This is a genomic window from Streptomyces sp. BHT-5-2 (assembly GCF_019774615.1).
Taxonomy (GTDB): Bacteria; Actinomycetota; Actinomycetes; order Streptomycetales; family Streptomycetaceae; genus Streptomyces.
In genome coordinates this window covers 300,892-327,432 of sequence record NZ_CP081496.1, presented here as the reverse complement: position 1 = coordinate 327,432, position 26,541 = coordinate 300,892, and the positions used below count along the sequence as shown (strand labels likewise).

25 protein-coding genes are annotated in these 26,541 nt (G+C 67.9%); 22 read left to right on the top strand and 3 right to left on the bottom strand.

Going from position 1 to position 26,541, the window contains the following annotated elements:
• Window positions 1-6: 6 nt before the first annotated feature.
• The 5 genes from mycP to K2224_RS01395 all read left to right on the top strand — a co-directional run bounded on the left by mycP (window position 7) and on the right by K2224_RS01395 (window position 5,655).
• Window positions 7-1,203 (top strand): type VII secretion-associated serine protease mycosin, encoded by a 1,197-nt coding sequence (gene mycP / locus K2224_RS01415; protein ID WP_221904820.1) that lies wholly within the window; start codon window positions 7-9, stop codon window positions 1,201-1,203.
• Window positions 1,204-1,336: 133 nt separating this feature from the next.
• Entirely contained in the window at window positions 1,337-1,699 is a 363-nt protein-coding gene (locus K2224_RS01410) for a WXG100 family type VII secretion target (RefSeq protein ID WP_221904819.1), read from the top strand.
• Between the two features lie 83 nt (window positions 1,700-1,782).
• Window positions 1,783-2,079, top strand: coding sequence for a WXG100 family type VII secretion target (locus tag K2224_RS01405; protein WP_221904818.1), 297 nt, complete (start codon window positions 1,783-1,785; stop codon window positions 2,077-2,079).
• 820 nt (window positions 2,080-2,899) lie between these two features.
• Complete coding sequence (locus K2224_RS01400) at window positions 2,900-4,702, top strand: alpha/beta hydrolase (RefSeq protein WP_221904817.1); 1,803 nt, start codon at window positions 2,900-2,902, stop codon at window positions 4,700-4,702.
• Window positions 4,699-5,655 carry a hypothetical protein gene (locus K2224_RS01395; RefSeq protein ID WP_260692282.1) on the top strand — a complete coding sequence of 319 codons (957 nt, stop codon included), beginning with the start codon at window positions 4,699-4,701 and terminating at the stop codon, window positions 5,653-5,655. The genes K2224_RS01400 and K2224_RS01395 overlap by 4 nt, the downstream gene beginning before the upstream one ends.
• A gap of 455 nt (window positions 5,656-6,110) precedes the next feature.
• On the opposite strand, the gene K2224_RS01390 is transcribed toward K2224_RS01395, so the two are convergent.
• Together K2224_RS01390 and K2224_RS01385 are read right to left on the bottom strand one after the other, a co-directional pair.
• Window positions 6,111-6,497 (bottom strand): recombinase family protein, encoded by a 387-nt coding sequence (locus tag K2224_RS01390; protein WP_221904816.1) that lies wholly within the window; start codon window positions 6,495-6,497, stop codon window positions 6,111-6,113.
• Window positions 6,494-6,838 (bottom strand): DUF6415 family natural product biosynthesis protein, encoded by a 345-nt coding sequence (locus K2224_RS01385; protein WP_221904815.1) that lies wholly within the window; start codon window positions 6,836-6,838, stop codon window positions 6,494-6,496. The genes K2224_RS01390 and K2224_RS01385 overlap by 4 nt, the downstream gene beginning before the upstream one ends.
• Before the next feature lie 586 nt (window positions 6,839-7,424).
• Between K2224_RS01385 and K2224_RS01380 the strand changes: the two genes are divergently transcribed.
• Window positions 7,425-8,897, top strand: a complete 1,473-nt coding sequence (locus tag K2224_RS01380) for a helix-turn-helix domain-containing protein (RefSeq protein WP_260692281.1) — start codon at window positions 7,425-7,427, stop codon at window positions 8,895-8,897.
• Window positions 8,898-8,939: 42 nt separating this feature from the next.
• Window positions 8,940-9,536: a 2'-5' RNA ligase family protein gene (locus tag K2224_RS01375; RefSeq protein ID WP_221904813.1), complete on the top strand. Its 597-nt coding sequence runs from the start codon at window positions 8,940-8,942 to the stop codon at window positions 9,534-9,536.
• A 439-nt stretch (window positions 9,537-9,975) separates the two neighbouring features.
• On the opposite strand, the gene K2224_RS01370 is transcribed toward K2224_RS01375, so the two are convergent.
• Window positions 9,976-10,347 (bottom strand): hypothetical protein, encoded by a 372-nt coding sequence (locus tag K2224_RS01370; protein WP_221904812.1) that lies wholly within the window; start codon window positions 10,345-10,347, stop codon window positions 9,976-9,978.
• A gap of 780 nt (window positions 10,348-11,127) precedes the next feature.
• Here K2224_RS01370 and K2224_RS01365 point away from each other — a divergent pair.
• From K2224_RS01365 to K2224_RS01295, 15 genes are all read left to right on the top strand, one after another.
• Window positions 11,128-11,610, top strand: a complete 483-nt coding sequence (locus K2224_RS01365; protein WP_221904811.1) for an ATP-binding protein — start codon at window positions 11,128-11,130, stop codon at window positions 11,608-11,610.
• A 349-nt stretch (window positions 11,611-11,959) separates the two neighbouring features.
• The gene (locus K2224_RS01360; RefSeq protein ID WP_260692280.1) at window positions 11,960-12,343 is read left to right on the top strand and encodes a hypothetical protein; all 384 of its coding nucleotides are present in this window, start codon (window positions 11,960-11,962) and stop codon (window positions 12,341-12,343) included.
• Window positions 12,344-12,627: 284 nt separating this feature from the next.
• The gene (locus K2224_RS01355; protein ID WP_399017386.1) at window positions 12,628-13,197 is read left to right on the top strand and encodes a hypothetical protein; all 570 of its coding nucleotides are present in this window, start codon (window positions 12,628-12,630) and stop codon (window positions 13,195-13,197) included.
• Window positions 13,198-13,412: 215 nt separating this feature from the next.
• The gene (locus K2224_RS01350) at window positions 13,413-13,982 is read left to right on the top strand and encodes an SAF domain-containing protein (protein ID WP_221904810.1); all 570 of its coding nucleotides are present in this window, start codon (window positions 13,413-13,415) and stop codon (window positions 13,980-13,982) included.
• Between the two features lie 11 nt (window positions 13,983-13,993).
• A complete protein-coding gene (locus K2224_RS01345) occupies window positions 13,994-14,806 on the top strand; it encodes a hypothetical protein (protein ID WP_260692279.1) in 813 nt (270 codons plus the stop codon).
• Window positions 14,791-16,143, top strand: coding sequence for a CpaF family protein (locus tag K2224_RS01340; protein WP_221904807.1), 1,353 nt, complete (start codon window positions 14,791-14,793; stop codon window positions 16,141-16,143). Before K2224_RS01345 ends, K2224_RS01340 begins: the two co-directional genes overlap by 16 nt.
• The gene (locus K2224_RS01335) at window positions 16,140-17,054 is read left to right on the top strand and encodes a type II secretion system F family protein (protein ID WP_221904806.1); all 915 of its coding nucleotides are present in this window, start codon (window positions 16,140-16,142) and stop codon (window positions 17,052-17,054) included. Before K2224_RS01340 ends, K2224_RS01335 begins: the two co-directional genes overlap by 4 nt.
• Complete coding sequence (locus K2224_RS01330) at window positions 17,051-17,950, top strand: type II secretion system F family protein (protein WP_221904804.1); 900 nt, start codon at window positions 17,051-17,053, stop codon at window positions 17,948-17,950. The genes K2224_RS01335 and K2224_RS01330 overlap by 4 nt, the downstream gene beginning before the upstream one ends.
• 51 nt (window positions 17,951-18,001) lie before the next feature.
• Complete coding sequence (locus tag K2224_RS01325) at window positions 18,002-18,196, top strand: hypothetical protein (protein ID WP_221904803.1); 195 nt, start codon at window positions 18,002-18,004, stop codon at window positions 18,194-18,196.
• A gap of 11 nt (window positions 18,197-18,207) precedes the next feature.
• A complete protein-coding gene (locus K2224_RS01320) occupies window positions 18,208-18,606 on the top strand; it encodes a TadE/TadG family type IV pilus assembly protein (RefSeq protein ID WP_221904801.1) in 399 nt (132 codons plus the stop codon).
• 50 nt (window positions 18,607-18,656) lie between these two features.
• Complete coding sequence (locus K2224_RS01315; RefSeq protein ID WP_221904799.1) at window positions 18,657-19,040, top strand: TadE/TadG family type IV pilus assembly protein; 384 nt, start codon at window positions 18,657-18,659, stop codon at window positions 19,038-19,040.
• Entirely contained in the window at window positions 19,037-19,486 is a 450-nt protein-coding gene (locus K2224_RS01310; protein ID WP_221904797.1) for a Tad domain-containing protein, read from the top strand. Before K2224_RS01315 ends, K2224_RS01310 begins: the two co-directional genes overlap by 4 nt.
• 38 nt (window positions 19,487-19,524) lie before the next feature.
• Window positions 19,525-22,287, top strand: a complete 2,763-nt coding sequence (locus tag K2224_RS01305; RefSeq protein WP_221904795.1) for a BTAD domain-containing putative transcriptional regulator — start codon at window positions 19,525-19,527, stop codon at window positions 22,285-22,287.
• A 1,242-nt stretch (window positions 22,288-23,529) separates the two neighbouring features.
• Window positions 23,530-24,573, top strand: a complete 1,044-nt coding sequence (locus K2224_RS01300) for an AAA family ATPase (protein ID WP_221904794.1) — start codon at window positions 23,530-23,532, stop codon at window positions 24,571-24,573.
• Between the two features lie 98 nt (window positions 24,574-24,671).
• On the top strand, window positions 24,672-26,489 hold the full coding sequence (locus K2224_RS01295; RefSeq protein ID WP_221904792.1) for a VWA domain-containing protein: 1,818 nt from the start codon (window positions 24,672-24,674) through the stop codon (window positions 26,487-26,489).
• Window positions 26,490-26,541: the final 52 nt, after the last annotated feature.

Here is a 26,541-nt window from a genome sequence, read left to right as displayed (position 1 = left end):
AATCGGGTGGCAATTCGCATGCGGCGGAACAGGTTCCAGCCGGCTGCACTCATCTGCCTCTCGGCGGCCTTCTGCCTGGGCGTTCTGGCACCGACTGCTAATGCGGTGGACATGAGATCGCGTCAGTGGCATCTGGACGCGATGAAGGCCGAGCGGATGTGGCAGGTCAGCACGGGAGAGGGCGTCACGGTTGCTGTGATCGACAGCGGTGTCGACAGTTCCGTACCCGAGCTGCGCGGCCAATTGCTCCCCGGCAAAGACTTCTCGGGCAAAGGGCAGGGTGCAAACCACGACGTTGAAGGACATGGCACGAGCATGGCGATGATCATCGCCGGCAGGCGGAACGGAGATGGCCCCTGGGGATTGGCGCCGGGATCGAAGGTCCTTCCCCTCAAATATGTAGGGACGTATGGGCTCGTCAACATGGCGAAAGCCATCCGCTATGCGGCGGACCAGGGGGCGAAGGTCATCAACATCTCCCGTGGCAGACCTGCCGTCAAGGAAGCGCAGGTCGAGCTGCAACCAGCGATTGACTATGCGAACAAGAAGGGAAGCCTGATTTTCGCGGGCACGGGTAATGACGGGGACAACGACAATGCACCTGCCTACCCAGCAAGCCTCCCTGGGGTTGTCGGAATCGGGGCCGTGGACAAGGACCTGAAAGTAGCCGAATTCTCGACCTATGGGCCACAGGTAGCGCTAGCGGCTCCCGGGGTTGGCATTCCCACGCGCTGTACCACGGCACTCCGGTACTGCGCCGAGGATGGAACCAGTGATGCCACTGCCATCGCTTCGGCCTCGGCGGCATTGATCTGGTCCGCGCATCCCACATGGACCAACAACCAGGTCCTGCGCGTCATGATGGAGACCGCCGGCAAGCCGGAGGATGGCAAGGTACCGAGCCAGTACCTCGGCTACGGGATCGTCCGTCCGCGCAAGGTACTACTCGACAAAGAGGGCGATCCCGGACCTGCCGATGTCAACCCGCTGCTGGCAGCGCGTAGTACTGCCTCTCCGTCGAAGGCACCGCGGCCAGGGTCAAACGATGACAGTCCCGGCAAGGCACAAAATCAATCCAGTCATACAGAGAACAGTGACTCCAACGTGTGGCCGTTCACCGTCGCTGCTGGGGTGGTAGCCGGGGCGGCGATCGTCGGTGGGCTGGTGATCGCTCGGCGTCGTAGAGCCCAGCGCAAAAGTTAAGAAGGGAGATTGCGACTCAAGTCATGTGACTAGAGTGACCGGAGTTCAGGCGGCCCTCGCTGGGTGGCCGTAACGTGAAGTCGAGAAACGAAATTGCTCGGCTTCAACACTTACTCATGGGGGAAGGTGGATCATGGCAGGGAACACCGCACTTACGTATGCGGAGATCGAGAAGCTCAAGAGCGAGATCCAGAGCGGTAGCCAGTCGATGTCGGCGCAGCTGCGTACTTTGGTGAACGCCATCGCGGCGGTCGAGACGGCGTGGACGGGCCAGGGTGCCAGTGCCTTCCGGCAGGCACAGAACGCACTCAATGAGGATCACGCCGCGCTGCGCCGGATGCTCGACGGCATTAACGACGCCGTTGCCCGTACCAGCACCACCAGCGACTCCAATGATGCCGAGGTGCTGTCCAGCTTCCGGGGCATCGACGTCAACGGTGGTGCAGCCGGCGGGCGCCTGGATCCCGGCGCTGCCAGCGGCATCAGCAACTACTAGACGTCGCTATAACGCTGGGGCATCGACTTCCTGGCGGGCGCACCACGACCACCGAGCAACAACTCCGAGAAGTGGGGGAGAGTATGGCCGGCGACCAGAACCTGCGGGTTACCTATGGCGCTCTGGAGCAGACCGCCGCGGACATCGAGCGGGCCGCAAAGGAACTGCAGGCTGAGCTGGACAAGATCTGGGGCGCGGTGAGGCGCGTCTCTGAGTCCTGGGAGGGTGAGGCCCACCAGGCATTCCAGGCCGCGGAGCGCCAGTGGAACTCCCGGGCGAGCCACATCCAGAGCACCTTGCAGCAGGTCTCCACCAAGATTCGTGCGGGCAGCGCGGATTACCAGGCGACAGACCGCCGGGCTGCTGGTTTCTTCCACTAGCAACCGATGGACGGGCATGGCTTTGGGGTGGGCGCGCATCGGACGGGCGTCCACCCCACGCCATTCTGTATATGCGGTGTGGTCGTCAGCTGCGCGCGGACGCTGGCAGCAAGCGTGATCGGACGCGGAATTGTGCGTGGTGCTGCGTTGGGCTGCTTTGGGCCTCGTCTGAGTTCCGCCGGTCGTAACTCCGCGTCTGACGGGGTCCGCTGATGCGATCACGTTGAGGCGTGTCGACCAGACTGAGCATGTGTACTCAGGTGGTGTAGAGAGCGGTACTTGTGACGGGGCGCGCTGTCATGTGTAGCGTCGATCCTGCTTGCAGCAGGTTGTGCGGGTTGGGGAGGGCGAATGGAATTCCTGGAGGAATGGGACCAGCTGGTCAAGGCGGCGCAGTCCAGGTCAGGGGGCGCGGCCCAAGGCTCTGGCCACGACGCCCGGATGACGCTCGCCTCGGCGCAGGCGAGCGGAAGCGGTGGTAGCAGCGGGTCTCCCGACCTGAAAGCGAGTCAGGGACCATGGACTGCTGCCTCCGGTGTCGCGAGTGCCTTGCAGGCGAGCACGGGCTCCGCAGAAGCCAGGCTCAGTACCGCGCATGAAGGTGTTACGTGGGGGCTCGAAGGGTTCATGACTCCAGCGGTCCTTAACGAGGTGCGTAACTCATGGAGCGGTCGCCTCGCGGACGTTAAGGCTGAGTGCCACCGGCTTGAGGGCGCGCTCAGGGCGGCGGGCAAGGAGTTCGGCGAGGTCGACGCGAGAGTGGCGCATTCGTTCACGCAGCAGCAGGGTCGCGACTCGAGGGCGGGGCGGTGACGGCGCAGTGATTACCTGGCAGCAGCTGCGGGACTTCAAGGCTCAGGAGTACAAGGACGCGGCCGACGGCTGGGGAGAGGTCAGCAGCCGCGCGAGCGCTGCCAAGGACAGGGTCGACAACGAGATGCTGGCGAAGCTCCGCGACACCCAGTCCGGCGACACGGCCCGTGCCGCGCTCCGCGATCTGGACCAGCTGAGCCGCAACTTTCAGTACATCCACACCGAGTGCGGCCTGATCCGTACCGCGCTGAACGGCTTCGCTTCGGAACTCGCCGGCCCGCAGAGGAAGCTCAAGAGCGCTTTGGATGAGGCGCAGCAGCTTGGCTTCACAGTGAAGCCGGACGGCTCGGTCCAGTACCCGGCCGCGGTCCCCTTCGCCCCTGAGACGGGCATCGCGACGCCTGACGCCCCCATCCGGTTCCTCCCCGGCAACGCAGAGAGCGGCGCCAACCCCAACAAGGGCAGAGCAGAGGACATCGCCGAGCGTATCGCCGCCGCGGTGCGCGACGCGGCCGAGGTGGACGGACGCTATCGGTCGGCCTTGACCAAACTCAAGGCGGCCCGAGGGCTGAAGGTCGACGACGCTGTCTGGGCCGACGCAGGGCAGGACCTCAAGGATGTGCGGAAGGCCGCAGGCGGCTACCTCAAAGAGGGCGATATCCCCAAGGGTAAGTCACCCGCTGACAACAAGAAGTGGTGGGAGAGCCTCACCCAGGAACAGCGCGACGAGTACACCGCGCTCTACCCGGCGAGTGTCGGACGGTTGGATGGTCTCCCCTCCACAGTGCGCGACGAGGCGAACCGCATCGTACTAGCTGAGACGCATGGCACCACGCAGCTGCAGTTGAAGAAATGGCTCGAGACGGAGCCCGAGAGGTACCAGCCCTACATCAGCCCTTACACGGGGTACCAGGTGAAGGGTGCGGTGGTTGAGACTGAGGAATGGAAGAAGTGGAACGAGAAGAAGGGCGAACTTGAGGGCCGCCTTAAGGGCATGGAGAACGTCCAGTCACGATTCAACACCTCCGAGGCGGGTGGGCGTCCGCCAGCGTATCTACTCGGCTTCGACAACAATAATCTGGGGCACGCCATTATTTCCATTGGAAACCCGGATACCGCAGACAACGTGGTTACATTCGTACCAGGTACAGGAGCTAAGCTGAGCTCCGTTGAGGACAACCTGAGTCGGGCTGAGGCGCTGCAGGCGGAAGCCGAAAGCATTGACTCCAGCCACAAGACGGCATCGATTCTATGGCAAGGCTACGATGCCCCGCAGGATATCGTCGGCGACGCGATGGATCCGAAGTTTGCAGACCGAGCGCGAGAGCCTCTGAGCAACTTCCTCACCGGGATCGAAACGGCCCATGACGGAAAGGTGAATTCGACGGTCCTGGGACACAGCTACGGAACGCTCGTCGCCGGGGAGACCATGCGTGATCACCCCGCCCTGCCAGTGGACAGAGCCATCCTTGTGGGCAGCCCCGGCGTAGGCGTGGACCACGCGAAGGACCTGAACATCCCGCCTGAGCGCGTGTGGGCAGCTACCGCCAAGAACGACCTCATCAATCTCGCTCCACCACAGGAGGGGGAACTGTCGATCCTGAACCCCATGGCGTACAAAAGGTTCTTTGACGACCACTCGATCCTCTACGGCTGTGACCCCACGACGGACGATTTCGGGGGTAAAACGTTCAAGGTGGCCGATGGCAAGGCTCCCGGCTCAGACGGTCCTATGCCCGCTCATTCTCAATATTGGGAGGGAGAATCTCTCACACACATGGCGAACATCGTGACCGGAGGAGAGTCGTGAGCCTGCGCAGAGTGGCTTCGGCCATTGCACTGGTTTCCGTGACAGTCGCAGTTGCGGCTTGCGGGGTGCAGAAGGACGAACGAACGGATGGCGGGGCGACATCGAAGCGAGTTGAGATGAACGAACATCAGGCTATCGAGCGTGCGGAGAAGATCGTCCATCAGGCGGTGGATGGTATGTCGCCGGCGCCGACGCTGAAGCCCGTTGGGAACACTACGGGAGCTTGCCTTGCTCGAGATGAGAGCGGCCATGACGACCGCGTCCAGGTGACCCGCATGTACCGGCTGACAGGCGTGCCGGGCGTCGATGCGAAGAAGCTTGTGCGGCAGGCCAGGGATGCTTGGGTGAAGCTGGGATATGAATTCCAATCCCCGGACGCGGACGGGGATTGGTCTGATCCCTTTCCTCGCGTCCACATGCGCACCGTGACCGACGATTTCTGGATGCAGGCCCTGACCGGTGTTGTGGACCGTCAGAAGGGCGAGGGTCTCACCACTATCAAGGTGACCTCGCCGTGTTTTGCGCCTGAGACATCCGGCAATGCCCGCGCGACTCCGTCCACGGTGCGCTCCGCCCACCACGACGAGCGCGCTGAGCGCCAAGTCCTGGCCCACTCCAGCGGTATTTACAACGCCCTCCGCGCCCCGCATGCCCCAGAGCAGGACGATCAGCCCCGTATGGTCCAGGACGCCGACGGCACGTGGCTCCATCATGCCTGGTCGACTGCACCGCTTACCGAGGATGAGACACTCCGGGCCATGGAGCGTGCTCAGGAGCATCTCGCGAGCGCGGGCTGGACCGTGCGCCATCTGAAGACGCGCGCGGGCTCTTCTTCGGTAGTTGCGCGGTATGCCGGTGACGACAGCGTTGCCCAGATTGCTCCATCATCCACCGGCGCTGTCCGAGTCGCCGTGACTGTGCCGGCGGCAGCTGTACTGCGCGCTGACGTGTGAAAGTGCCCAAACGAGTTGGCCGGCCCCGGCCCGCGTACCTGAGCTGTCCATAGGGCGGTCCGAGCGTGCCGTCAGCCGAGTGGCCGAGAGCCGCGAGGGGCGAGCCGCGGGAGGTGAAGAAAGATCCAGATCGGCACTCCGGGCTTGTGATCGCGCGTCGACGCCGTTCACCACCTGTCACCGTCCGCGATGCGCTGGACCCGTGTCCGCGTCACCCTCAGCGAGTCCGGATCCTCAGCCGGCCACACTCGACGCCCCGCCGCTCGCAGGTACGGGATGCCGTTCCTGATGTCGGTGACGATCGCCTGGCGGTTGGGGGCGTACTGGACTTCATCGCCGACCTGTGGACGTTGACTTGAGCTAGCCATGGCCACCACCGATGACGCCGATGGTGAGTACGAGGGCGAGCGCGGCCAGGCATGTCAGATAGGTGACGATGCGCCGATGCTGGGGAGTCATAGCCTCCTCCTGACCAGAACCGTGTCCTGGGCGGACCAGTGGGGTTCATCGAACGTGGTGACTGTCCGACCGCCGGCCTCGACGACGCGGTGTTGGAGCAGCTGACGGTGTGTGGCGTCGGTTGCGAGCCGGTCCAGGGTGTGGACCAGGCACAGCACCTCATGGTGGTCCGCCGCGGCATGCATGGCGGTCAGTAGCGCGGCCAGCTGCGGCCGGTGCATGGTCAACGCCTGATCGCCGAGGTCGTACCAGTGGCCGGCAAGGGGCCAGCCCATGCGGTCGGCGTAGTGCTGACAGCCGGCCAACCGCATGCCGAGCTGGCGGCGGGAGTGACTGGCACACCGGTCGTAGACGAAGGCCAGTGGGGGCTTCGTAGCTGTCATCGCTGGGCCCCCGCGATGTGCCGAGCCAGCAGGTACTGGCAGCCCCGAGCGAGCTGGTGCACCTGGACGTGGGCGGAGAGCGCGCCTTGCCCGAGGCCCTGGCGGGTATGCCGTTCGATCGCATCGAGCCGGGCCTTCAGCCGATGCTCCTCGATACTGCCGGTCCCTGGATGTCGGGCCTGCTTGCGAACCTCGGGGAGGAGGAGGGCGATGTGCCCCCGCAACTCCTCTTCCAGTTCGGTCAGTATGCCGGGGGCCGGTCGACCGGATCCGACACGCAGGGCACGCTGGATCGTCTCGCTGATCGTCTCCGAGTCGATCGGGCAATCTTCGCTGTTCACCTCGGGCCGTGGTGGGCATGCGTGCATAACCCACCCCCGCCTGCACTGCTCAGCCGCACTCTCTCTGAGACCGAGCCGACCGATTGCGAGGTCATCCGCGTCTACCGCCCGGATGTTGGCTACGAGCTGCTGACGATTCGCAGAGACCGGGATCTGCCTGGGAACGGGCGGGCGGGTGCGCTTGAGCATGTTCGTCGCCTCACTGCTGTGGCAGGACGGCGTGCTACTCGCGGGGTCGGAGCCGGGGGCGGGCGGTGAACCGTCATAGATCTCGGTGATCTCGGCTGGCCGTGTAGGCCCGAGGGGCTCGGCTCCTGATACACGGTGCGGGGGCATGGGGCACCTCCAGGTAGGCGTACGCCCAGCGGGGGAGTGGGCGCACTCCTACGCTTTCAATCCCGGAAGCCCCTGTCGCGAGCACCGGTGACCAATTCTTTTGGACACCAAGAAATCGCTTCCACCTGCGGTGAAGCCGTGACACGAGAGGAGAACTGGACAGCCCGGCCCTCGCAATTGCTCGGTTTTGAACCGAAAGGCTCTGGCGCGGCTCTACCGTGGATCCGTACGAAGACCTCCAAGGAGTGAGATGGTCTCGACTGCGGCTGGTGCCGCCCGGGCTGCTGCTGACCAACTGCGGGCGGCGATGAACAAGGCGGACTGCACGCCGGCGCAGATCGCCATAGAATTTCGAGGGCAGTTCGGGATCCGGCCGCGGGCGGCATGGCGGCTCGCCCACGGTCTGACGCTGCAAGAAGTCGCGGACCGGGTGAACGACCTGGCCTCCACCCGCCCAGGTGTGGCTGTCGCAGCAGATGCCTCGTTGGCAGCGAGATGGGAAAAGTGGCCAAGTCGGACTGGTCGAAGGCCCACTCCGAGCGTCCTGGTGGTCTTGGCAGAAGTCTTCGGATGCACGGCCGAGGAACTGATCGACTTCAAAGACCGACAGGCAATGCCCCCTGGGGAACTACAGATCCTCCGGCATGGCGCACCTCGTCGCCAAGCTCCCCAGATCTCTGCGCCGCCGGCGTACGTGGCCGTTCCAGAGCCTGAATCGGACCCTGTGCAGGCGGCTGCTGGTGAGTCCGCAGTCTGGGCGCAGTGGGCTGAGTCCACGAACGTCGGGGACATCGCGCTGGAGCAGCTGACAGCGGACGTGCGTGCGCTGGGGAGGGACTACCTGTGCCGCGATCCCGCAATCGTCTTTCGTGATGCCCGCCAGCTGCGCGATCGCATCTTCGATCTGCTGAGGGGGCATCAGCCACCGAAGCAATCCAGCGAACTGTATGTGCTGGCCGGCTATCTGTGCTGTCTGCTGGCTTGGATGTCATCCGACCTGAGCCCCCGGCTCGATTACGCCGACACTCAGGGACGCACGGCATGGCTCTGTGCCTCCCTCGCCGACCACACCGAGCTCCGGGCCTGGACTCTTTCAACCCGATCCAAGATCGCGTTTTGGGACGGCCGCTTTCGAGACGCCATTGCATTCGCTCGTGAAGGCGCCGCACTTCGGCCATCGGGCACCGTCGGTGTCCTGCTGGCGTGCCAGGAGGCTGATGCCTGGTCCCGGCTGGAAGCCGCAGACGAAGCCCACGCTGCCCTGGCGCGGGCGCATGAGGCGCAGGAGTCACTACAGGGCGACGACGACGTGGGTGGCCTTCTGTCATGTCCGAACTTCCGACGAGTCAACTACTCGACGGGGGTGAACCTGCGAACCGGGCGGGCATCCGAGGCCCTCCAGCAGGCGACAGGCGCCCTGGTCGGCCCATCGCCGCACGCATACGGCACCACCGCGCAAATGCGCATCACCCTCGCCTGTGCCCACGTCGTGATGGGGGATTCCGACGGCGCCGCGGAGGCCCTGCGCCCGGTGCTCACGCTGAGGCCCGAGCAGCGTCTGGCACCCATTGCCGAGCGAATGCACGAGTTCGCTGCCGCCGTCGCCCGATCGCCGATGGCCGAGAGCTCGATCGCCTCCAACCTGCAATCGGCGGTGAAGAGCTGGCATCTGGAATCAGCGCCGCGCCGACTGGCACTCTCGCCAGGCACACTCACGAGCTGATGGGATCCGGGTATGACAGAACACCGAGGGCAGCACAGCCCCATGGCCAACCACTGGTGGTGGCGGCCCGGCTGGCAGCAAGGAAGCAGATTTCTCACTTTCCACTTCACTTTCCGCGACGCCCCTGACGTCCACCGGCTCGCCGCCGACTACCGGCACGCGCTGGCCAATGTCGACGGCCTGGACCTGGTACCGGATTCCTGGTTGCACCTGACCACCCAGGGTCTCGGTTTCGCCAGCCAGGTTCGCAAGACCGATGTCCAGGCGATCCTCGACGCGGCTGAAGAAAGCCTGTCGAGCATCCCCGCCTTCGACTTGACCCTGAACCGCCCCGAGATCACCCCCGAGGCCATCCGGTGGGAAGCAGCACCCAGCGCCCCACCGACAGAAGTACGTTCCGCACTGCGCGAGGCAATCGGCACTGTCTGGTCCGACGTCCCTGAGGACGATGGCTTTGCTCCGCACGTCTCCATTGCCTATAGCAATGACACCGGATCGGCCGCCCCCATCCAGGCCGCCCTCGATGCCGTCGACAGCAGGCCGGCCACTGCCCATGTCAGCAGCGTCGAACTGATCTTGCTCAACCGCGATCAGCACATGTACCAGTGGGAGCACTACGCCCGACTGCCCCTTGCCTGACTTTCTGCACCGCCGTCAGCGGTGACGAACACACACTGCTTCGGCGCCGTCCGCCGTCCGGCTCGCCCGCGCCTGCCGCTGCGCACAGCGAGCCATCATCACCACTGACCAGGCCCTGGCCCGGCTGCGTCTCGGCGACCCGCAGTCGGCAGCCGCACTGCTGCATGCGTGCGTTGACGCCGCGTCGGCGACTGGAGGTCGAGTAGCGACTCGGCTACGACGTGCCCGAGGTGAGCTGCGGCCGTGGCGCTGGGAAGGCTGGGTTGCCGACCTCGACGACCACATGATCGAGGTCCTGGGCGCGTAGGCGTAAGCGCCGCGTGCTCAGGTCCGGGGGAGACGCCGTCGACGGGGGCTTCGCCGGTGAATGTGTTGCTCGACCGGTAGCGAAAGCTGGGTACGGGGCTGAGTCACGACCGGCCCCGTACCCGTGTTGCGTCTACCGGTGAATGATCATGCAGGCCATGCCGGGCAGGATTTGGCCCGAGAGGTCTTTCCACTCAGTGCACAGTCGCGAGCCGTTCGGGAAGTTCTCGTTGATGCTCCAGGTCGTGTGGTCGGTATCGCCCGTGGTGTCAGCCGACGTCCAACCTCGGAGATTCCGCATCCACTTCCCGTTCTTCTCCCGGAGCGTCAGGAACGCCTGGGCTTGGATCCGGTGGGGTGTTCTGGCCGTGGTCACACTGTCCACGTGCAATCCACTGCCGTACACGGTGATCCGGTTCCCCAGCCGGGTGGCTGACCCGGTGGCTTCCGCCGGCTGTGCACCGCCCAACACGACAAGTACGCCAAGACACGTCGAAATCATCATGTTTCTGCGCATACCGAATGAACGAGGACGCAAGCTCTTTCGTGATGAAAATGGGGCGAGATCATCCGTCGGCGTGAAGCCCGATGAACCGTCGCGGTCTTCTGTGGCGCGAGGGCCGCTGCCGTGTACGCCGGGTCAGGCCGGACGCTCGTTCTCGCGGATGAGCTTCAGGGGCAGTTCCGTGTCGCGTAGGTCCGGTACGACGGCATCGGCTCCTGCGTGGCGTAGTTCCGGTGTGGTGCTCCGTCCTGAGGTGACCGTGATGACCCGCACCCGTTCGCGCGCCCGCCCTCGATGTCGGCCGGGGTGACCCGATCCGCCACCGTCTACTGGCGCGACGTGTGCCCCGACCCGCGCAACCCGCGAACCACTTCCTATCTTGCGCACTCCCTAGGTGATTGCGAGCCCGTTCGTGCCCCGAGGGCATGAGGAAATACGCATCTCCACGTGACCGCGCCGCGTAATTCCCGGGATCGCGACCGTTTCGGCCGAGCCGTCTCGAATGGGATGTAAGCAAGGGCTCGCGAGATTCCCAAAGACCTTCTGGCCAGCGGCTTCCGCTCTTCGCGAGCGCCGCGGTTCGGTGGTCGCGTCCCGGCCGCGATCACCGTGGAGGTCTTCGGAAATGGCCCCGGTAATGTTCACCGCCGCATTCGCGATTCCACTGTTCGTCACAGTGAGCCCCCTAGCGCTCACCGAAGTCAGCGTGTGCCTACGCCCCGGACGCGGACGACACCGTCGCGTCGGTCGCGGGCGGCACGCAGCGCGAGGGGGCCGACGATGACATCGACACCCCCACCCACAGCGGACGGAACCACCCGAGTTCTGTGGCGCTGGACCGACCGCACCCCCGACGCGGCGGCGCGAGCCCGCATCGCATTGATCTGCGCCCTGGACCAGTTCGGTTGCGGGGGCGAGGCGCTCGAAGACGCCGTACTGGCCGCGTCCGAGCTGGTAGCCAACGCTCTTGAGCACGCGCCCGGCCCGTACGAGATGCGGCTGCGCTGCACCACGGCAGGACTGATCTGCGAGGTGGTGGACCGGGATCCTCGGATCCCGGTGGTCCCCGCGTTTCCGGCAGCCGCCCCGTTCGAGCCCGATCCGAAGAAGCGCGGCGGCGGCGTGGACGCGCTGCTGGAAGTCTTGGGGGAGCGAGGGAGAGGGCTCCAAATTGTTCATCAACTCACCAGTGGTTCCTGGGGCTTCAGAGCGCGGAGACGCGAAGGGGTGAAGCTGGCCTGGATGGCGATTCCGCGGACTTGAGCACGGTCCAGTGGAGGAAATGTGCGGGCTGTCGCCAAGGTGGAGGCAGTCCGCGCTCCCTTCGGACGGCGAAACGGACTGCCCTCACTCCCGTTGCGGTTGGACGGCGCAACGCCGGGTAGCCCGTTTGCAATCAATCACGCAGAGTGGTTATTTAGGTGCGATAGGTGACGGAAGGTGGGGGATCGTGACGGTTACTGGACGAGCGAGGACGCAACTTTACTGGGCTTGCACTGTTTCCACGGTTCTGGTCTTGGTGGGTGGGTGTGCTGGGGAGCGGCCTGATGCCAAGCCGTCGCCGGAGGGGACGGTTGGGTCTACGGCGCCGCGTACGCCCGGTGCGGAGCGTGTGGAAGCCCTTGCGACCTACCGTGCCATGTGGCGCGACCTTACGACGGCATCGGAAACGTCCGACGCGGCTTCCCCGAAGCTGGGCGATCACGCGACCGGCGGCGCTCTCGAGTTGCTGAAATACGGCTTGCGGAAGGCCAAGGAGGACAAGGTCGTCAGCAAAGGGGCCCCAAGGGTAAACCCTAGGATCATCAAGGCGACAAGCCAGGAGGTCGCATTGCAGGACTGCGTGGATGCTCGAAATTGGCTGGAGTACAAGCTGAACGGCGAGTTGAAGAACAACGTGCCGGGCAGTCATTTCCGGGCTGACGCAACCGTTCGTCGCAGTGAGGGGACCTGGAAGGTTTCGAAGCTTTACATGTACGAATCCGGAACATGCTGACAACTGGCTTTGCCGCAGCAGGGTACGCGATCATGAGCGCCCTGGCGGTGCTCTCGGTCGCATCCTCTGCACCGGCCTGGGCGGATGATTCCCATTCGCGGTTCGTCGGAGTTGCGTGTATCCCGGGTCAGTGTGAGTTGACTGCCGGCAGCGTATCGAAGCAGCCGGACGCTTCAGGAAAGAACAGGCCCGCAGCGCAAGCGTCGCATGCGAATCCAGGACACGGGGGCACGAAGACTTCGTCAGCCACGGAGCTGGAGGACTGGAAGCCCAGCTTGGCCACGATGGGCCTGGTCAACGCAGGCAAGGGGATCTTTCCGCGTGTCGAAGGCGAGGAGTCGCACAAACCCAAGGCAGACGCTGACCAGCACGTGCCGGTGAAGGCCGTGGCGCAGCGGGCGGTGGAGCAGCTGAAGTTGCCGAGGCCGGTGATCCGTATGAGTCCGCGTGAGGATTTGGCACAGGTGGTTCATGTGCCGACGTGGATGTGGGTGGAGCGCAAGACCTGGGGGCCGGTGACGTCCTCGGCGGCTGTGAACGGGGTGAAGGTGACAGCGACGGCTCGGCCGCGGGCGGCGGTGTGGTCGATGGGTGAGGGCGGCAGTGTGGTGTGTCGGGGGCCGGGGACTCCGTACTCGGACCGGTTCGACCCCAAGGCAGCGTCACCTGACTGCGGCTACACATACGAGCGGGCGTCGGTCTCTGCACCCGACAGGGCTTTTCGCCTGTCGGTGCGGGTGATTTGGGATGTGAAGTGGGAGGGAGGTGGGCGGTCCGGGGTGGTGCCTGGGCTGGTGATGACTGCCGAGCGACGCTTGGTGGTGGACGAGGTACAGGCCGTCGTCACGCATTGACGGGCTTGATTGGCCGGGCGGCTGTGTGTGGGTCGCTGGATCGTTGGATTTCGCTTTCTGCGAGGTGATTTGTGGGTACCTCCTTGCCTTCTTCGACTTTGAAAGGCTCCGGATCCGGTGTGCCGGGGGCGCGTCGGCCGGGTCCTGAGAAGAAGCCGACGGTGACGGGCGGTCGGCGTCGCCGGCTGGGCTGGGTGTGGGCAGGGGTGGGGGCCGTGGTGGTCTCGGCGGTCGGCTTCACGCTGGTCGCGCAGGTCATCGGCGAGCGGACCCAGGTGCTGGTGCTGGCTCATGACGTGTCGGCAGGCCACGTGTTGAAGCCGGGCGATCTGCGCGTGGTGCAGGTGGCGGCGGAGGCAGGGGTTGTCCCTGCGACGGACCGGGGCACGGTACTGGGGCGGCGTGCACGGGTGCCGCTGATGGGTGGGGCTCTGCTGGCACCGGGGCAAGTAGGGGCGAGTGCCGAATTCCCGCCGAAGGGGTTCTCGCAGGTGGCGTTCGCGGTGGAGCAGGGCGGTGCGCCGCCGGATCTCTCCAAAGGGGAACGCGTCGCAGTCGTTCCCGGTCCAGATGGCACCGGCACCGGTGCGGTGCAGGGTGCCGGCGAGGAGGAATCGGCCGCTCCGTCGATGGTGGGGACGGTGGCGGGGGTGCGGGCGCCGGAGTCGGCGGGTGGGCCGCGGGTGGTCACGGTGCTGGTGGAGACCGCGGCAGCACGTCGGGCCGCGCGGTTGGATCACCCGCATGTGGTGGTGCTCCCCACCGAGGGGGGTGAGTCTCCGTGAGGAGGCTGGTGGTGATCGGGTCGGTCTCGGGTGCCCCCGGGGTGACGACGGCTGCGCTGGCGCTCACCGCCGTGTGGCCACGTGAGGCGGATGGCGGGGTCCGGCCGGTGATGGTGGAGGCGGACGGGTCTGGTGGGGATCTGATGATGCGCTTCGGGCTGCCGCCGGCGCCTTCGCTGCTGGACGTGGCAGCTGCGGTGGGGAAGCCGCATCCCGGCTCCCTGCTGGGAGCGGTGAGCGAACTGCCCTTCAGAGTACGGGTGGTGGCTGCCGTGCCAGGGCGCCGCCCGTGCACGGAAGCGGTGCGGTTGCTGGCTAGTGAAGACGGTCGTGGCGTGCTGTTGGGCGAGGAGGGCGTCCAGGGCACGGCGCTGTTGGACGTTGGGCGGATCGGAACCGACGTGGAGCCACTGCTGCGGGCGGCTGATCATGTGGTCCTGGTGGCGCGGGGCGGTGCGGAGTCACTGACGCATGTCTCCGCGTACGGGCTGGGAGCTGAGGCGTTTGCCGAGCGGTTGACGTTGGCTGTTGTCGGGCCGTGTCCGTATCCGGCCGAGGAGATCACGGGGGCTCTCGGTATCGAGCGGGTGGTCTTCCTGCCGTGGGATGCCAAGGCGGTGGCGGCGATGAACCGCCCGCGTCGGGGAGCGTTGCGGACGACAGGCTTCCGGGCGTCGCCCTTGATGAGGGCGGTGCGGGTGCTGGCGAGGCAGCTGGCCGACTGTGGGGAAAGCCAGACCGAGGTTCAGGCGGACGGTCACAGTCGGCGGGATCCGGTGCCTTCCCTGGGTGATGGAGGGAAGCCCTCATGGGCGAAACGCTGATGCCGCCGGGCGTAGTACCGGCCCAGGACGAACAGGAATTGGTGCTGCTGGTGCGCCAGCGGGTGGCAGCGCGCCTGGCGGAGTATGCCGGTGAGCGCGAGGCAGCCGGGTTGCCGGCGGAGACCGAGGCGGCGCGCCGGTCCACTGTGGATCGTCTGCTGGCCGAGGAACTGGGGGCCCAGCGCCGCCTGGCCCTATCCTACGGCAGTCGGGTCGTCGATGCGGCTGTCGAGGATCGGGTTACCCAGGCGGTCACGGATGCGCTGTTCGGAACGGGGCGCTTGGAGCGGCTTCTGGCGGACACCACGCTGGAGAACATCTGCATCAATGGCTGCGATGTCGTCTGGGTCAAGGATGCCTCCGGCACGTGGCGCCGCGAGAGTGCGGTGGCGGCCTCGGATGCCGAGCTGGTGGAGCTTGTGCGCACCCTTGCGGCCAGTACGGGCGACGAAGAGCGTCGCTTCGACCGGGGAATGCCCCGGTTGAACCTGCAACTCCCAGATGGATCTCGCCTCTTCGCTGTTATGGCGGTCACGGGACGGGTGTCGCTGACGATCCGCCGCCATCGCTTCCCAGCGGCGTCGATGGCTGAGCTGGTGCGGCTGGGCGTGTGTGATCAGCAGTTGGCCGGGTTCTTGACGGCGCTGGTGCGGGCGCGGAAGAACATCGTGATCGGCGGCGGGACCAATGTCGGCAAGACCACGGTGTTGCGGGCCTTTGCTCACGAGATTCCGCCCATGGAGCGGCTGGTGACGATCGAGGACACTTTCGAGCTCGGTCTGGACGCCGATCCGGTGGCGCATCCGAATGTGGTGGCGATGCAGGCGCGGGAGCCGAATATCGAGGGGCAGGGCGGTATCGACCAGGCGGAGCTGGTGCGTTGGGGGCTTCGGATGTCCCCGGACCGGGTCATCGTCGGGGAGATCCGTGGAGCCGAGGTCATCCCGATGTGCAACGCCATGTCGCAGGGCAACGACGGCTCCCTGTCGACCATCCATGCCTCCACTTCGCGCGGGGTGTTCACCAAACTTGCCTCCTACGCGGCGCAGGCTCCGGAGCGGTTGTCGTTGGAGGCGACGAACCTGATGGTTGCCTCTGCGGTCCACTTCGTAGTGCACCTGGGCTGGGATACGGCCGGGCGGCGGGCGGTCGACTCGGTGCGGGAGGTCGTCGACGCCGACGGGGCCCAGATCGTCTCGAACGAGGTCTACCGCCCCGGCCCGGACGGGCGGGCTGTTCCCGCTACCCCGTTGCGGACGGAGACCCTCAACGACTTGGTGGTGGCCGGGCTTGAGCCGCAGGCGGCCGAAGCGCCGTGGTGGGGAGCGACAGGATGACCGCGTCCAACTGGGGTGCCGGCACCGTCACGGCGGTTGCAGTCGCGTTCGGGACCTTGTGCGGGCTTGGCTTTGTGGCGATCGGTTACGGCGTCGTACGGCGATCCGTGCGGGAGGAGCAGCCCGGGCTCAGACATCGGCTGCTCGGGCGGCTGCCTGCTGACTGGACGACCCGGCGCTTCGCGATCGCAGTGACGGTCGGGTTGGTTGTGGGCGCGTTGACAGGATGGCCGGTGGCGGCGGTGCTGACCACGGTCGCCGTGCTGACCTTGCCTGGACTGCTCGGCCCGGACCGCGCGGCGGCCAGGCGGACGGAGCGGATGGAAGCGCTGGCCGCGTGGACGGAGATGCTGCGCGACACCCTCTCCGCCGCGGCCGGCCTGGAGCAAGCCGTACTGGCGACCGCCGACATTGCGCCCACCGCTCTTGAGTACGAGATGCGGACGCTGGCTGCGACTGTCCGCTCGGGCCGTTCGCTGCCCACGGCGCTGAGGGCATTCGCCGCAGAGGTGGACGATCCGCTGGCGGATGTGGTGGTGGCCGCGCTGGTCATGGCGGCCGAGCAGCAGGCGGGCCAGTTGGCGCCGCTGCTGGGCGAGCTCGCGGAGTCGGTGCGGGAGCAGGTGGCCATGCGGCAGCGCATCGACGCCGGCCGCGCGAGCGTACGGACCGGCGTGCACGTCACCGTCATCGTCACGCTGGGGATGGCGGTGGGGATGGTGGTCTTCAACCGCCCGTTCCTGGATCCGTTCAACACGTGGACGGGGCAGGCGGTTCTGGCAGCGGTGGGGGGCTTGTTCGCCGCCAGCTTCACCTACCTGTCCGCCATTGGCCGCATCGACGAACCCGTCCGCCTGATCAACCCCACCGCACTCGCCGGCACGGGTGTCGCACCGGGAGGCCAACTGTGATCGTCATGCTGCTCGGCGCGCTGTTCGGCGCCGGAATCACCACCCTCGTCTACGGCCTGCGTCCTCCCAGACCCGCGCTCGCCGATGTCCTCACTGCCGTCAACGCACCTGTGGAGCCTGTGCATTCGCCGACACGCGATGCGGAGGAAATGGAGTGGGCGACCCGGTTGGGGCGGCGGGCCGTGCCGCTGGTGCGGGCGCTCGGCTTCCCCACTCGCTCGTTGCGCGCGGACCTGGCCGTGTGCGGGACGGACGAGGAGCAGCATCTGGCGGGAAAGGCGGCCTGCGCGATGACCGGGCTCGTCGCGCCGTGGACCGTGGTCCTGCTGCTGCGCCTGGGGGCGGGCGTCGCGGCCGGGTGGTGGGTGCCGCTGGCTGGCTCCCTCGCTTTGGCGGCGGTGCTGTTCTTCGTCCCGGACTTGGCTCTGCGGCGGCAGGCGGAGCGGCGACGCCGGGAGATGCGACATACCCTCAGCCTCGTCCTGGACCTGACCGTGATCGCCCTCGCGGGCGGCGCCGGCGTCCAGCAGGCGCTCACCCAGGCCATCGCCGCACCGCAAGGCTGGGCAGCCGGCGCCTTGCGCCACGCCCTGCATGTCGCCCAGCTCACCCGCACCAGCCCATGGACTCACCTGGGCGATCTCGGCCGGCAGCTGGACGTTTCCGACCTGGTGGAACTCTCCTCGACGCTGAGCCTGGCGGGCAGTGAGGGAGCGAAAGTCCGCAGCTCGCTGGGGGCGAAGGCACGGGCGATGCGACGGCGCAGGGTCTCCGAGGCTGACGGGGCGGCGCAAGCGGCCACCGAGCAGATGTCGCTGCCCGTGGTGGGGCTGTTCGGCGCCTTCCTGTTGCTGATCGGGTACCCGGCCCTGGCCCACGTGCTGTCTGTGACCTGAAAGCCCCTTTCCGAACCGTACGAGAACGAAGAGAAAGACGACAGTCCAGTCATGTTCGACGTGAACTTCCTGACCCGTCTGCTGCGGGCTCACCTGGCCAAGGTGCGCGAGCACACCCGTGGGGACGCCGGCTACACCACCGAGACCGTCCTGATCACCGCCCTGCTGGTCATCCTGGCGCTCAGCGTGGTGGGCATCATCGTTGCCAAGGTCACGGCCAAGGCCAAGTCGATCGACCTCGGGTAGAGGCGACCGCTATGCCACGTGGGGTGCGTGACGACCGCGGAGCGGCGACTACCCAGCTGGTGCTGGTCGTTCCGGTGCTGCTGCTCCTGGCCATGCTGGTGGTGCAATTTGCGCTCGTCTGGCATGCGCGGCACATCGCCCAGTACGCCGCCGGGCGGGCTCTGGCCGCTGCCCGCACGAAGGACGGGACCGCTGCCGAGGGCCGGGCACAGGCCCGGCGCAGCCTCGCAGCGCTGGGCAGCAGGGTCCTGACCGTCCCCTCCGTGACGGTCGACCGCACCACCGTGCAGACCACTGTGCGAGTCCGCGGAAAGGCCATAGCTGTGGTGCCCGGCCTGAGTCTGCGCGCGTCTGGCACTGCTTCCGGTCCCACCGAACGCCTCACCAGCCCCACTGGGCATCGGCCATGAGGGTTCAGGGGGCTTCAGTGTGTGAAGAGCGCGATCGGGGTTCGGCGTCGGTGGAGCTGGTGCTGGTCATCCCGTTGTTGGTGATGGTGTTGCTCGTCGTGGTGGGGCTTGGGCGGCTCGCTGACGCACGCCTGGTGGTGGCGGATGCCGCTCATCAGGCCGCCCGTGCCGCTTCCCTGGCCCGCACCGAACGCGCCGCCCGCACCCAGGCCCACCGCGCCGCGACGACGGCGCTCAAAGAAGTGCACGCCAACTGCACACATCCGAGCATCGGCGTCACGACCGGTGGCCTCATCCCGGGTGCCAACGTCTCGGCGAAGGTCTCCTGCACCGCCGGCCTGGCAGATCTCACCGGCACCGGGATGCCTGGCCACGTACGCCTGGCTGGCACGGCCTTCTCCGTAGTAGACACCTTCAGGGGCAAAGCATCGTGAAGACACGTGTCCGAAGGCATTTGGCCTGCGTTCGCGCCGGGTTCGTACAAGGTGATGACCGGGGTCAGGCCACGGCGTTCGTTGTCGGCGTCGTCGCTGCGCTGTGGCTGTTCGCCGGGATTGTCGTGGATGGGGGCTTGGCCCTGGCTGGCAAGGCCCGGGCGCTGGATGTGGCGCAGGAGGCCGCGCGGAGCGGTGCCCAGCAGCTCGACGTCGGACAGCTGCGCCACCACGACGAGGTCCGGCTCGTGCGTGCCGAAGCCGCCCGCGCCGCCCGCGCCCATGTCGCCTCCGCCGGAGACAGCGGCAGCGCGATGGTGAGGGGGAACGCCGTCACCGTCCACGTCACCCACCGCTACCACCCCCAGATCCTGCAACTGGTCGGCCTGCGCACCCTCACCCTGCACGCGACCGCCACCTCGCACGCCGAACGCGCCACCCCCTAAAGTCCGTTCACCACGTCCGCCGCGGAGGCCACCCGGCCATGACCCACCAAGTTGCACTACGCCAGCGCCTGACCGCGGCCGTCACGGCCCTGGGCACCCTCGCCCTCACCCTCGCCCTGCTGGCCGGGATGCCTTACGTGCTGTGGCAGGCGGTCGGCATCCCCTGGCCCGACAGTGTCCACTCCTGGCACGAGCTGGGCGAGCGGCTCGCACAGCCGATCAGCGATCCCCTGGTCATCGACCTGCTGGCCATGGTCGGCTGGGTGTGCTGGGCCGCCTTCGCCTTCACCGTGATCCGTGAAGTCTGCTGGTACACCGCGCACCTCCCACAACTGCTGCACGACCGACGCGCTCACCGCGACCACGTGGCCGACCTGTCTCTCAAGGGCTCGCTGGCCGCGCTGTGCATCGGCACTCTTGTCGTCGCTCTGCTCAGCCTCTGGCGCCCCGCGCCGGCCGCCGCCCAGCAGCCCCCTTTCGCGAACGAGGCCCCGCACCGGATCACCGCGACAGCCCCGCTCCACCCCGCGCTGGTGCAGCAAGCCACCACCGGCGCCGCAACCTCGGCGGCGATGTCCCGGCCGAAGGCCAACGGGCCTCACGCCAGCGCCGAAGCGGTGCGGCACATCGAGTACACGGTGGTGGAAGGTGACACACTGTGGGACATCGCCGCGGCGCACCTCGGTGACGCGCTCAAATGGCCACGGATCTACGCCCTCAACAAGGACCGTGTGCAAAGCGACGGTGCCCAGCTCGACGACCCGGACACGCTCCAGGCCGGCTGGCGGCTGACCCTCCCTGTCAGTAACCACTCCGCTTCGCCGGCAACCACCGTCGCTCCCGACGGCCCCACGCCGGATTCCGTATCGAAGTCCCCATCCGCCTCACCGGCGCCGCCCCGGCCAGCCCCCGACCAGGGACCTGCCACCGGCCGGCACGTCCTCTCCACACCACGCCAGGACGACGCCGCCTCGGGCCGCAAGGAAGAGGCGACGGCAGCGCCGGGACCGGCCGCCATCGGGTTCGGGGAGGCGAGCCTGATCGGCATCACTGTGGCGGCAGGTCTTCTGGCCGCGCGGCGCTACTGGTACGTCCACCAGCGCCGCCGGCGTGAACCGGACACGCAGGCACCCGCTCTCAGCCCCCTGGTCGACAAGGCCGCACAAGCCGCACACGCCGCCGCACAACCCCGCCGTCCCCGCGACCCCGAAGCCCTGATTACCCGCCGTACCCCACCCCAACAACCCTGCACTGCAGACACGGTGACCATCGGGGTAAGCGACAACAGCGAGGTGCCCCTCGACGTTCTGGCCACCACCGGCGGCTGCACCTGGACCGGCCCCGGAGCCGAGGACGCCGCCCGCGCGCTGCTGACCGGCGTCCTCACCGCCGCCGAACGCCAACGCCCCGCCGCTCCCCAAGTCAAGGCCGTTGTCCCGCAAGACCTCGCCGACTGCCTGCTGCCTGGCCTGCCGCGGCAGTTCAGCGCGGTGACCCAGACCACCGACACCGCACACGCGGTCCGTATTGCCGAACAACACCTGGTTATCCACGCCCGTGCACAGCACGACCGCGATACGCCGACGACCGGCCCAGCAACATCGGGCAGTGCCGACGAGACCGAACCCGGCGCCCTGCTCCTGCTGGCCACGCCGGACGCCGCCCACCTCGGACAGGTCCAGGCCCTGGCGACCCGCAGTCGACCCGGCGTCCTGATCGTGCTCACCCTCAACACCCCACTGCCTGAAGCCGAGCACTGGAACATCGCCGCCGACGGCACCACCACCCGACCCGACGCACACCTCCAACACCCCAGTCAGCTGGAGCTGTTCCACCTCACACCCGACGCGGGCCACGACATGACCGAGGTCCTCCTCGGCGCTCACGGCCAGCGCCCCCACCTGCGCATCCTCCCCGACCAACGCCCACCCTCGCGCGACAGCCAGCCACCAGCCGACCCCGCCGACGACTCGGAGAGCGAACCGCCCCCTGCCGACCTGCACGCCACCGCCCCCTCTCGTCCGCAACAGACCAAGCCCGTTCGCCTTCACGTCCTCGGCCCCGTCACGCTCTACGCCCGCGGTCACGAAGATCCCGTCGGCACCAACCTGCGGCCCGAAGTCCACGAATTCCTCGCCCTGCTCGCCGCCCACCCCACCGGACTCCTGGCCGCCGACATTGCCGACAAACTCCAACTCGACCCGGACAACGAGCAGAACGCACTGAAAAACCTCCGCCGCGCCGTACGACGCGCCCTGCGCACAGCAACCGGAATCACCACACAGGAATTCATCCTCCGTCAGGGAGAACTCCATAAACTCCACCCGGAACTCGTAGAAACCGACCTCGCGGATTTCACCCGCATCCTCAGGAAAGCTTTCTCTGCAACGACGGATTCAGCACATGACGCCTTGTCTGCTGTAGGGGAGGCCATGGCCCACTACCGCGGCCCCTTCGCGCATGGCACTGACTATCTGTGGGCTGACGCGATTCGGGAACACCTCACGACGCAGGCCACCGACGCCGCTCTCCGCCTGGCCCGCCAAGCCGAATACGCCACGGCCGAGCCGCAACACCGAGACGTCGTCCTGCCGCTCTTGGAGCACCTGGCAACCCTTCACCCGGACCACGAGCGGCTGACTCAACACGCCATCCGCCTCTACCAGGCCGCCGGCCGCCACGACGCCGCCCGACACTCCTACACCCGTCTCGAACGCCACCTCGCCGAACTCGGCCTCACACCCGACCCGGCCACCCAAGCCCTCATCACACCCAGGCCCCACTCCCGGCAGATGGGGTAAAGCCGCAGCTCACTACCGCTGCGAGCCTCACGGCCTGCGTGAGAGGCGCGATGGCGCTCCCCCCGCCGTTCCAGGCGTCGATTCCGCCGTCGCGCCCGTGTACGCGCTTGGAAGCGACGCCCCCGCCGGTCCCGTAGCCGCAGGTCAGGGCCCCAGCGAGCCACCCGCGGGCGAGGGCGACTGTATATCGGTGCAGTTATGCATCCCGATCTACTTGTGACAGGCCCGGCCGCCCGTGAACCCCGCGCGCATGCCGGCAGCCGGCCGCGCGATCTTCCATACCTCTAACCGTCCGCGGACACCTTCCTACGGGCCTGGACCCGGAACTGCATAGCTCCGAGCACCTGCGAGGCGCGGCGGCGCCCAGGCGTAGCCGAGGGTGCCGCCGCGCCGGGGGCCGCGCCGGGGGCCGCGCCGGGGGCCGCGCCGGGGGCCGCGCCGGGGCCGCGCCGGGGGCCGCGCCGGGGGCCGCGCCGGGGGCCGCGCCGGGGGCCGCGCCGGGGCCGCGCCGGGGGCCGCGCCGGGGGCCGCGCCGGGGGCCGCGCCGGGGGCCGCGCCGGGGGCCGCGCCGGGGGCCGCGCCGGGGGCCGCCACATGCAGGCGCCTGGGAAATGGTCGCCAATCCAGCGAACCACGACGCTTCGCGTCGCGCGTCTCAGAATTCCCCTGAATTCCCGTCGTGAATTCGCGAGAAGTCCAGCATTATCAAGCCGAATCTGGCTTCAGCTGGAATTCGGGTCGAGCTATATTTGAATTGTTCCCGGGAAATGGGAACGAGGAAACCCGCAAACTCCTTCGCGGAGGATATCCGCGCGCGGGTGAAGTGCGGCCAAAACCAATTCTGGCGCCCCGCTGCCTGAAAGCCGCCGCCTACCTCCCCACCTACGCCTGAAAAGACGGAGCAAGTCCATGTGCCCTGCGTTTGACGACAACGCGCCCGTGATTCCCCGCATCCCCCGGCCCAGACGCCCGATCGAGCCCATGCCCCGCCCGCCGCAGCCACCCCGACACCCGACCGTGCCGCGCCAGGCACCCCCCACAGACAAGTAACCGACTGCCGCTGCCCCCCAGCGACCATGACCGGAGCCACCTGTGACAACACCGCCCCCACACCACCCTCACCCGCCGACCACACCCACAGTCCGTGCAAACCCACCCGTACCGCCGAAGACCCGCCCCGGTGAGTTGCGAGCCAGGGTCGCGAAGGTCCTGGCAGGCCAGCCCAGTTCAGACTTCAGCGTCATGGAACTGGCGAAGACGCTGGGGCATTCAGGAGGAGCCGTCGGCAACGCCTGCGCCACGCTGGTGGCTCGGGGCGAGGCCGAGTTGGTGGGTTCCCACCCCCGCCGATACCGGGCCACGCCCAAGACCACTGCCGCCGCCCAAAGCGCCCCAACCAACCCGCCCGGCCCCGCACCGGCAGTGCCCCAATCTCGCCCCAACCCACCCTCGGCGAAAGCCGTGCACGTACCAGCTTCCCGTTCAGGAAGGCCGCTGCCCATCATGCGCCCGAACGGACAGCGATATCACCCCAGGGCCCTGGCCCAACTCCCGGACGTGGAAGCGTTGCGCAGGCTGCGCGAGGCGGGGGTTGCGGTGTTGCTGTACGGGCCTCCGGGGACGGGGAAGACCTCGCTGATCGAGGCGGCCTTCCCGGACCTGATCACAGTGGCCGGGGACGGGGACACCACCGTCGGCGACCTCATCGGCGAATACACCCAGGACACCAGCGGCGGCTACGAATTCATCTATGGCCCCCTGGTCACCGCCATGCAGGAAGGGCGCGCCCTCCTCCTGGACGACGCCACACTGATCTCCCCCAAAGTCCTGGCCGCCCTCTACCCGGCGATGGACGGGCGCCGTCAGATCCAGGTCAAGGCGCACAAGGGCGAGACGATCACCGCCGCCGATGGCTTCTACGTGATCGCCGGTCACAACCCGGGCGTGCACGGGGCTGTGCTGACCGAGGCGCTGGCCTCCCGGTTCAGCGTGCAGATCCAAGTCGGCTCCGATTACGACCTGGCCGCCTGCTTGAAGATCAACCGCACGGCGGTCCGCATCGCACGCCACCTGGCCACCAGCCAACAGGCAGGCGAAGTCGGCTGGGCACCCCAACTGCGCGAGTTGATCGCGTTCCAGAAGATCGCCGATGTCCTGGGCACCGAGGCCGCCTTCGCCAACCTGGTCGGCATCGCACCCCTGGAAGACCGCGATGTGGTCGCCGAGATCGTCACCAAAGCCCTCGGCCGCCCGGTCACCGCCCTCGCCCTGGGCCGCCAGCTCTAACCGCCGCCGGGCCCGGCCACGCGCCGGGCCCCGCAGGGTTCACCCCGGGCCAACCACAAACGCCACCCCTCAACCCGCCCTCGAAGGGATTCCCAGTCATGTCTGCGCAGTTGCACAACCACGTCCCGCCCGTCCCGCCCGCTCTGTCGGAGTCAGAACGGGCCGCCGCTCGCTGGGAGGACGACGGCGGTAGCCTCGCCGAAGTGCGCCCCAGCACGCACCGTGTCCAGTGGCTGCGGATCGCCGCTGCCCTCAGCGCCCGGCTTCCGGAACTGACCGGCCGTGAAGACATTCTCGTCACCTGCGAGGACGGCACCCGCTCTGGTGCCCCCGCTGCCTTCTACCCCACCCTCGCCCAACTGGAGATCGACACCGCCCTCTTCGCCCCGCTGCATCCGGCCACCATCCGCCCCGCCCGGCCCGGCGACGAAGACCGCTACCCCGCCGCCTGGGGAGCCTTCGTCCACGAAGCCGCGCACGCCGCCCACAGCCACTGGCACACCCCACCCCCACTGCGCGGCACCGCCCTCGATGAGGCCGGGCAAATCCTGGAGGAGTCCCGTGCCGAACGCGCACACCTGGGCCGCCGCCCCAGTGACCGCCGCTACCTACGCGCCGCCATCCGCACATTGATCCTGAACGACTTCGCCAGCACTGCCCCCTCCGACCGTTGGCAGGCCGCCCTCGCGGCCGGGTTGCTCCTCGCCCGCCGCGACGCCGGAATCCTCGCCCCGGACGAAACCCACACCCTGGAGCACACCCTCACCGGCATCCTCGGCCCCGAACTCCTGAAATCCCTCGCCGACATCTGGACCGCAGCGCACGCCACCGGCGACGCGGACGGGGCGGCAATGATGGACCACGCCCGCGCCTGGTGCCAGGCCCTGGGCGCCGCCCCCACCGGCGCACCCCCGCCGCCGGGCCCGACCAGCGGCCGCGTGGGCGTGCTGGCCGAAGTCATCGGCAAGGTGGTCGCCCAGGTGCAGGCGAACGAGGCCGCCCAGGCCGCCGTCGAAGCCAAGGTCGCCGCCGCACGCGCGGCCCGCGCACAGGCCAAGGCGAGTCAGGCCGCCCAGGCACGGCAGGCGGCGAAGACCGCCCAGAAGGTCTTCTCCTCCAACGGGCGCCCTTTCACCCCCGACGCACCCGGCAAAGGCCGCGACCGTTCGCCGGTGACCGGAACCCGGGCGCCGGAAGCAGGAGAGAAAGCGGCGGCCGGACGGCTGGCCCGGGCACTGCGGGCCGCCGCCTACCGCGAACGCACCACCACCGTCACCGCCTCCGCCGCCCCGCCCGGACGCCTCAACATGCGCCAGGCGCTGGCCCGGGACGCCCAACGCGCCGCAGGCGCCACCCCCACCGCAACCCCCTGGACCCGCACCCTCCACCGCCCCACCCCCACCCCACCCCTCCGGGTCGGCATCGCCGTCGACGTCTCCGGCTCCATGCACCGCGCCACCGCCCCCATGGCCTCGGCCGCCTGGATCCTTGCCAAAGCCACTGCCCTGACCGACCCCGACTCCCGCACCGCCACCGTCGCCTACCACCGCTCGATCACCGCCATCACCGCCCCCGGACGTACCCCCGCCCGCGTCACCCAGTTCAAAGCCAAGGGAGCGGACCACAGCCTCGCCGAGGCCACCGACGCCCTGACCGCCGGGCTCGACCTCGACCGCCCGGGGGCGGGCCGCCTGCTGGCCATCGCCTCCGACGGCTGCTACCGCCCCGACGAGGCCGCCCGCGCCGCCGAGCGCATCACCGCCCTTCGACGAGCAGGGTGCGCGGTGCTGTGGCTCGCGTTCGACCCCGACCCCCGCCCCCTGCCCGGTACCACTTTGCTGGAACTCACCGACCCGGCCCAGGCCGCCATCGCCATCGGGAAAGCCGCCACCGCGGCCCTCGCCGCCACTACCTGACCCGGCCGCCGCCCCGGCACCGCCCGGGGCGGCGGCCGGCCGACCAAACGAT

What these genes read in the sequence shown, in the direction of transcription:
- K2224_RS01410 (WP_221904819.1), top strand. Translation starts at nt 1,337, where the DNA reads ATGGCAGGGAACACCGCACTTACGTATGCGGAGATCGAGAAGCTCAAG.
- K2224_RS01405 (WP_221904818.1), top strand. Translation starts at nt 1,783, where the DNA reads ATGGCCGGCGACCAGAACCTGCGGGTTACCTATGGCGCTCTGGAGCAG.
- K2224_RS01390 (WP_221904816.1), bottom strand. Translation starts at nt 6,497, where the DNA reads ATGACAGCTACGAAGCCCCCACTGGCCTTCGTCTACGACCGGTGTGCC.
- K2224_RS01380 (WP_260692281.1), top strand. Translation starts at nt 7,425, where the DNA reads ATGGTCTCGACTGCGGCTGGTGCCGCCCGGGCTGCTGCTGACCAACTG.
- K2224_RS01375 (WP_221904813.1), top strand. Translation starts at nt 8,940, where the DNA reads ATGGCCAACCACTGGTGGTGGCGGCCCGGCTGGCAGCAAGGAAGCAGA.
- K2224_RS01370 (WP_221904812.1), bottom strand. Translation starts at nt 10,347, where the DNA reads ATGATGATTTCGACGTGTCTTGGCGTACTTGTCGTGTTGGGCGGTGCA.
- K2224_RS01365 (WP_221904811.1), top strand. Translation starts at nt 11,128, where the DNA reads ATGACATCGACACCCCCACCCACAGCGGACGGAACCACCCGAGTTCTG.
- K2224_RS01355 (WP_399017386.1), top strand. Translation starts at nt 12,628, where the DNA reads ATGGGCCTGGTCAACGCAGGCAAGGGGATCTTTCCGCGTGTCGAAGGC.
- K2224_RS01340 (WP_221904807.1), top strand. Translation starts at nt 14,791, where the DNA reads ATGGGCGAAACGCTGATGCCGCCGGGCGTAGTACCGGCCCAGGACGAA.
- K2224_RS01335 (WP_221904806.1), top strand. Translation starts at nt 16,140, where the DNA reads ATGACCGCGTCCAACTGGGGTGCCGGCACCGTCACGGCGGTTGCAGTC.
- K2224_RS01325 (WP_221904803.1), top strand. Translation starts at nt 18,002, where the DNA reads ATGTTCGACGTGAACTTCCTGACCCGTCTGCTGCGGGCTCACCTGGCC.
- K2224_RS01320 (WP_221904801.1), top strand. Translation starts at nt 18,208, where the DNA reads ATGCCACGTGGGGTGCGTGACGACCGCGGAGCGGCGACTACCCAGCTG.
- K2224_RS01305 (WP_221904795.1), top strand. Translation starts at nt 19,525, where the DNA reads ATGACCCACCAAGTTGCACTACGCCAGCGCCTGACCGCGGCCGTCACG.
- K2224_RS01300 (WP_221904794.1), top strand. Translation starts at nt 23,530, where the DNA reads ATGGAACTGGCGAAGACGCTGGGGCATTCAGGAGGAGCCGTCGGCAAC.
- K2224_RS01295 (WP_221904792.1), top strand. Translation starts at nt 24,672, where the DNA reads ATGTCTGCGCAGTTGCACAACCACGTCCCGCCCGTCCCGCCCGCTCTG.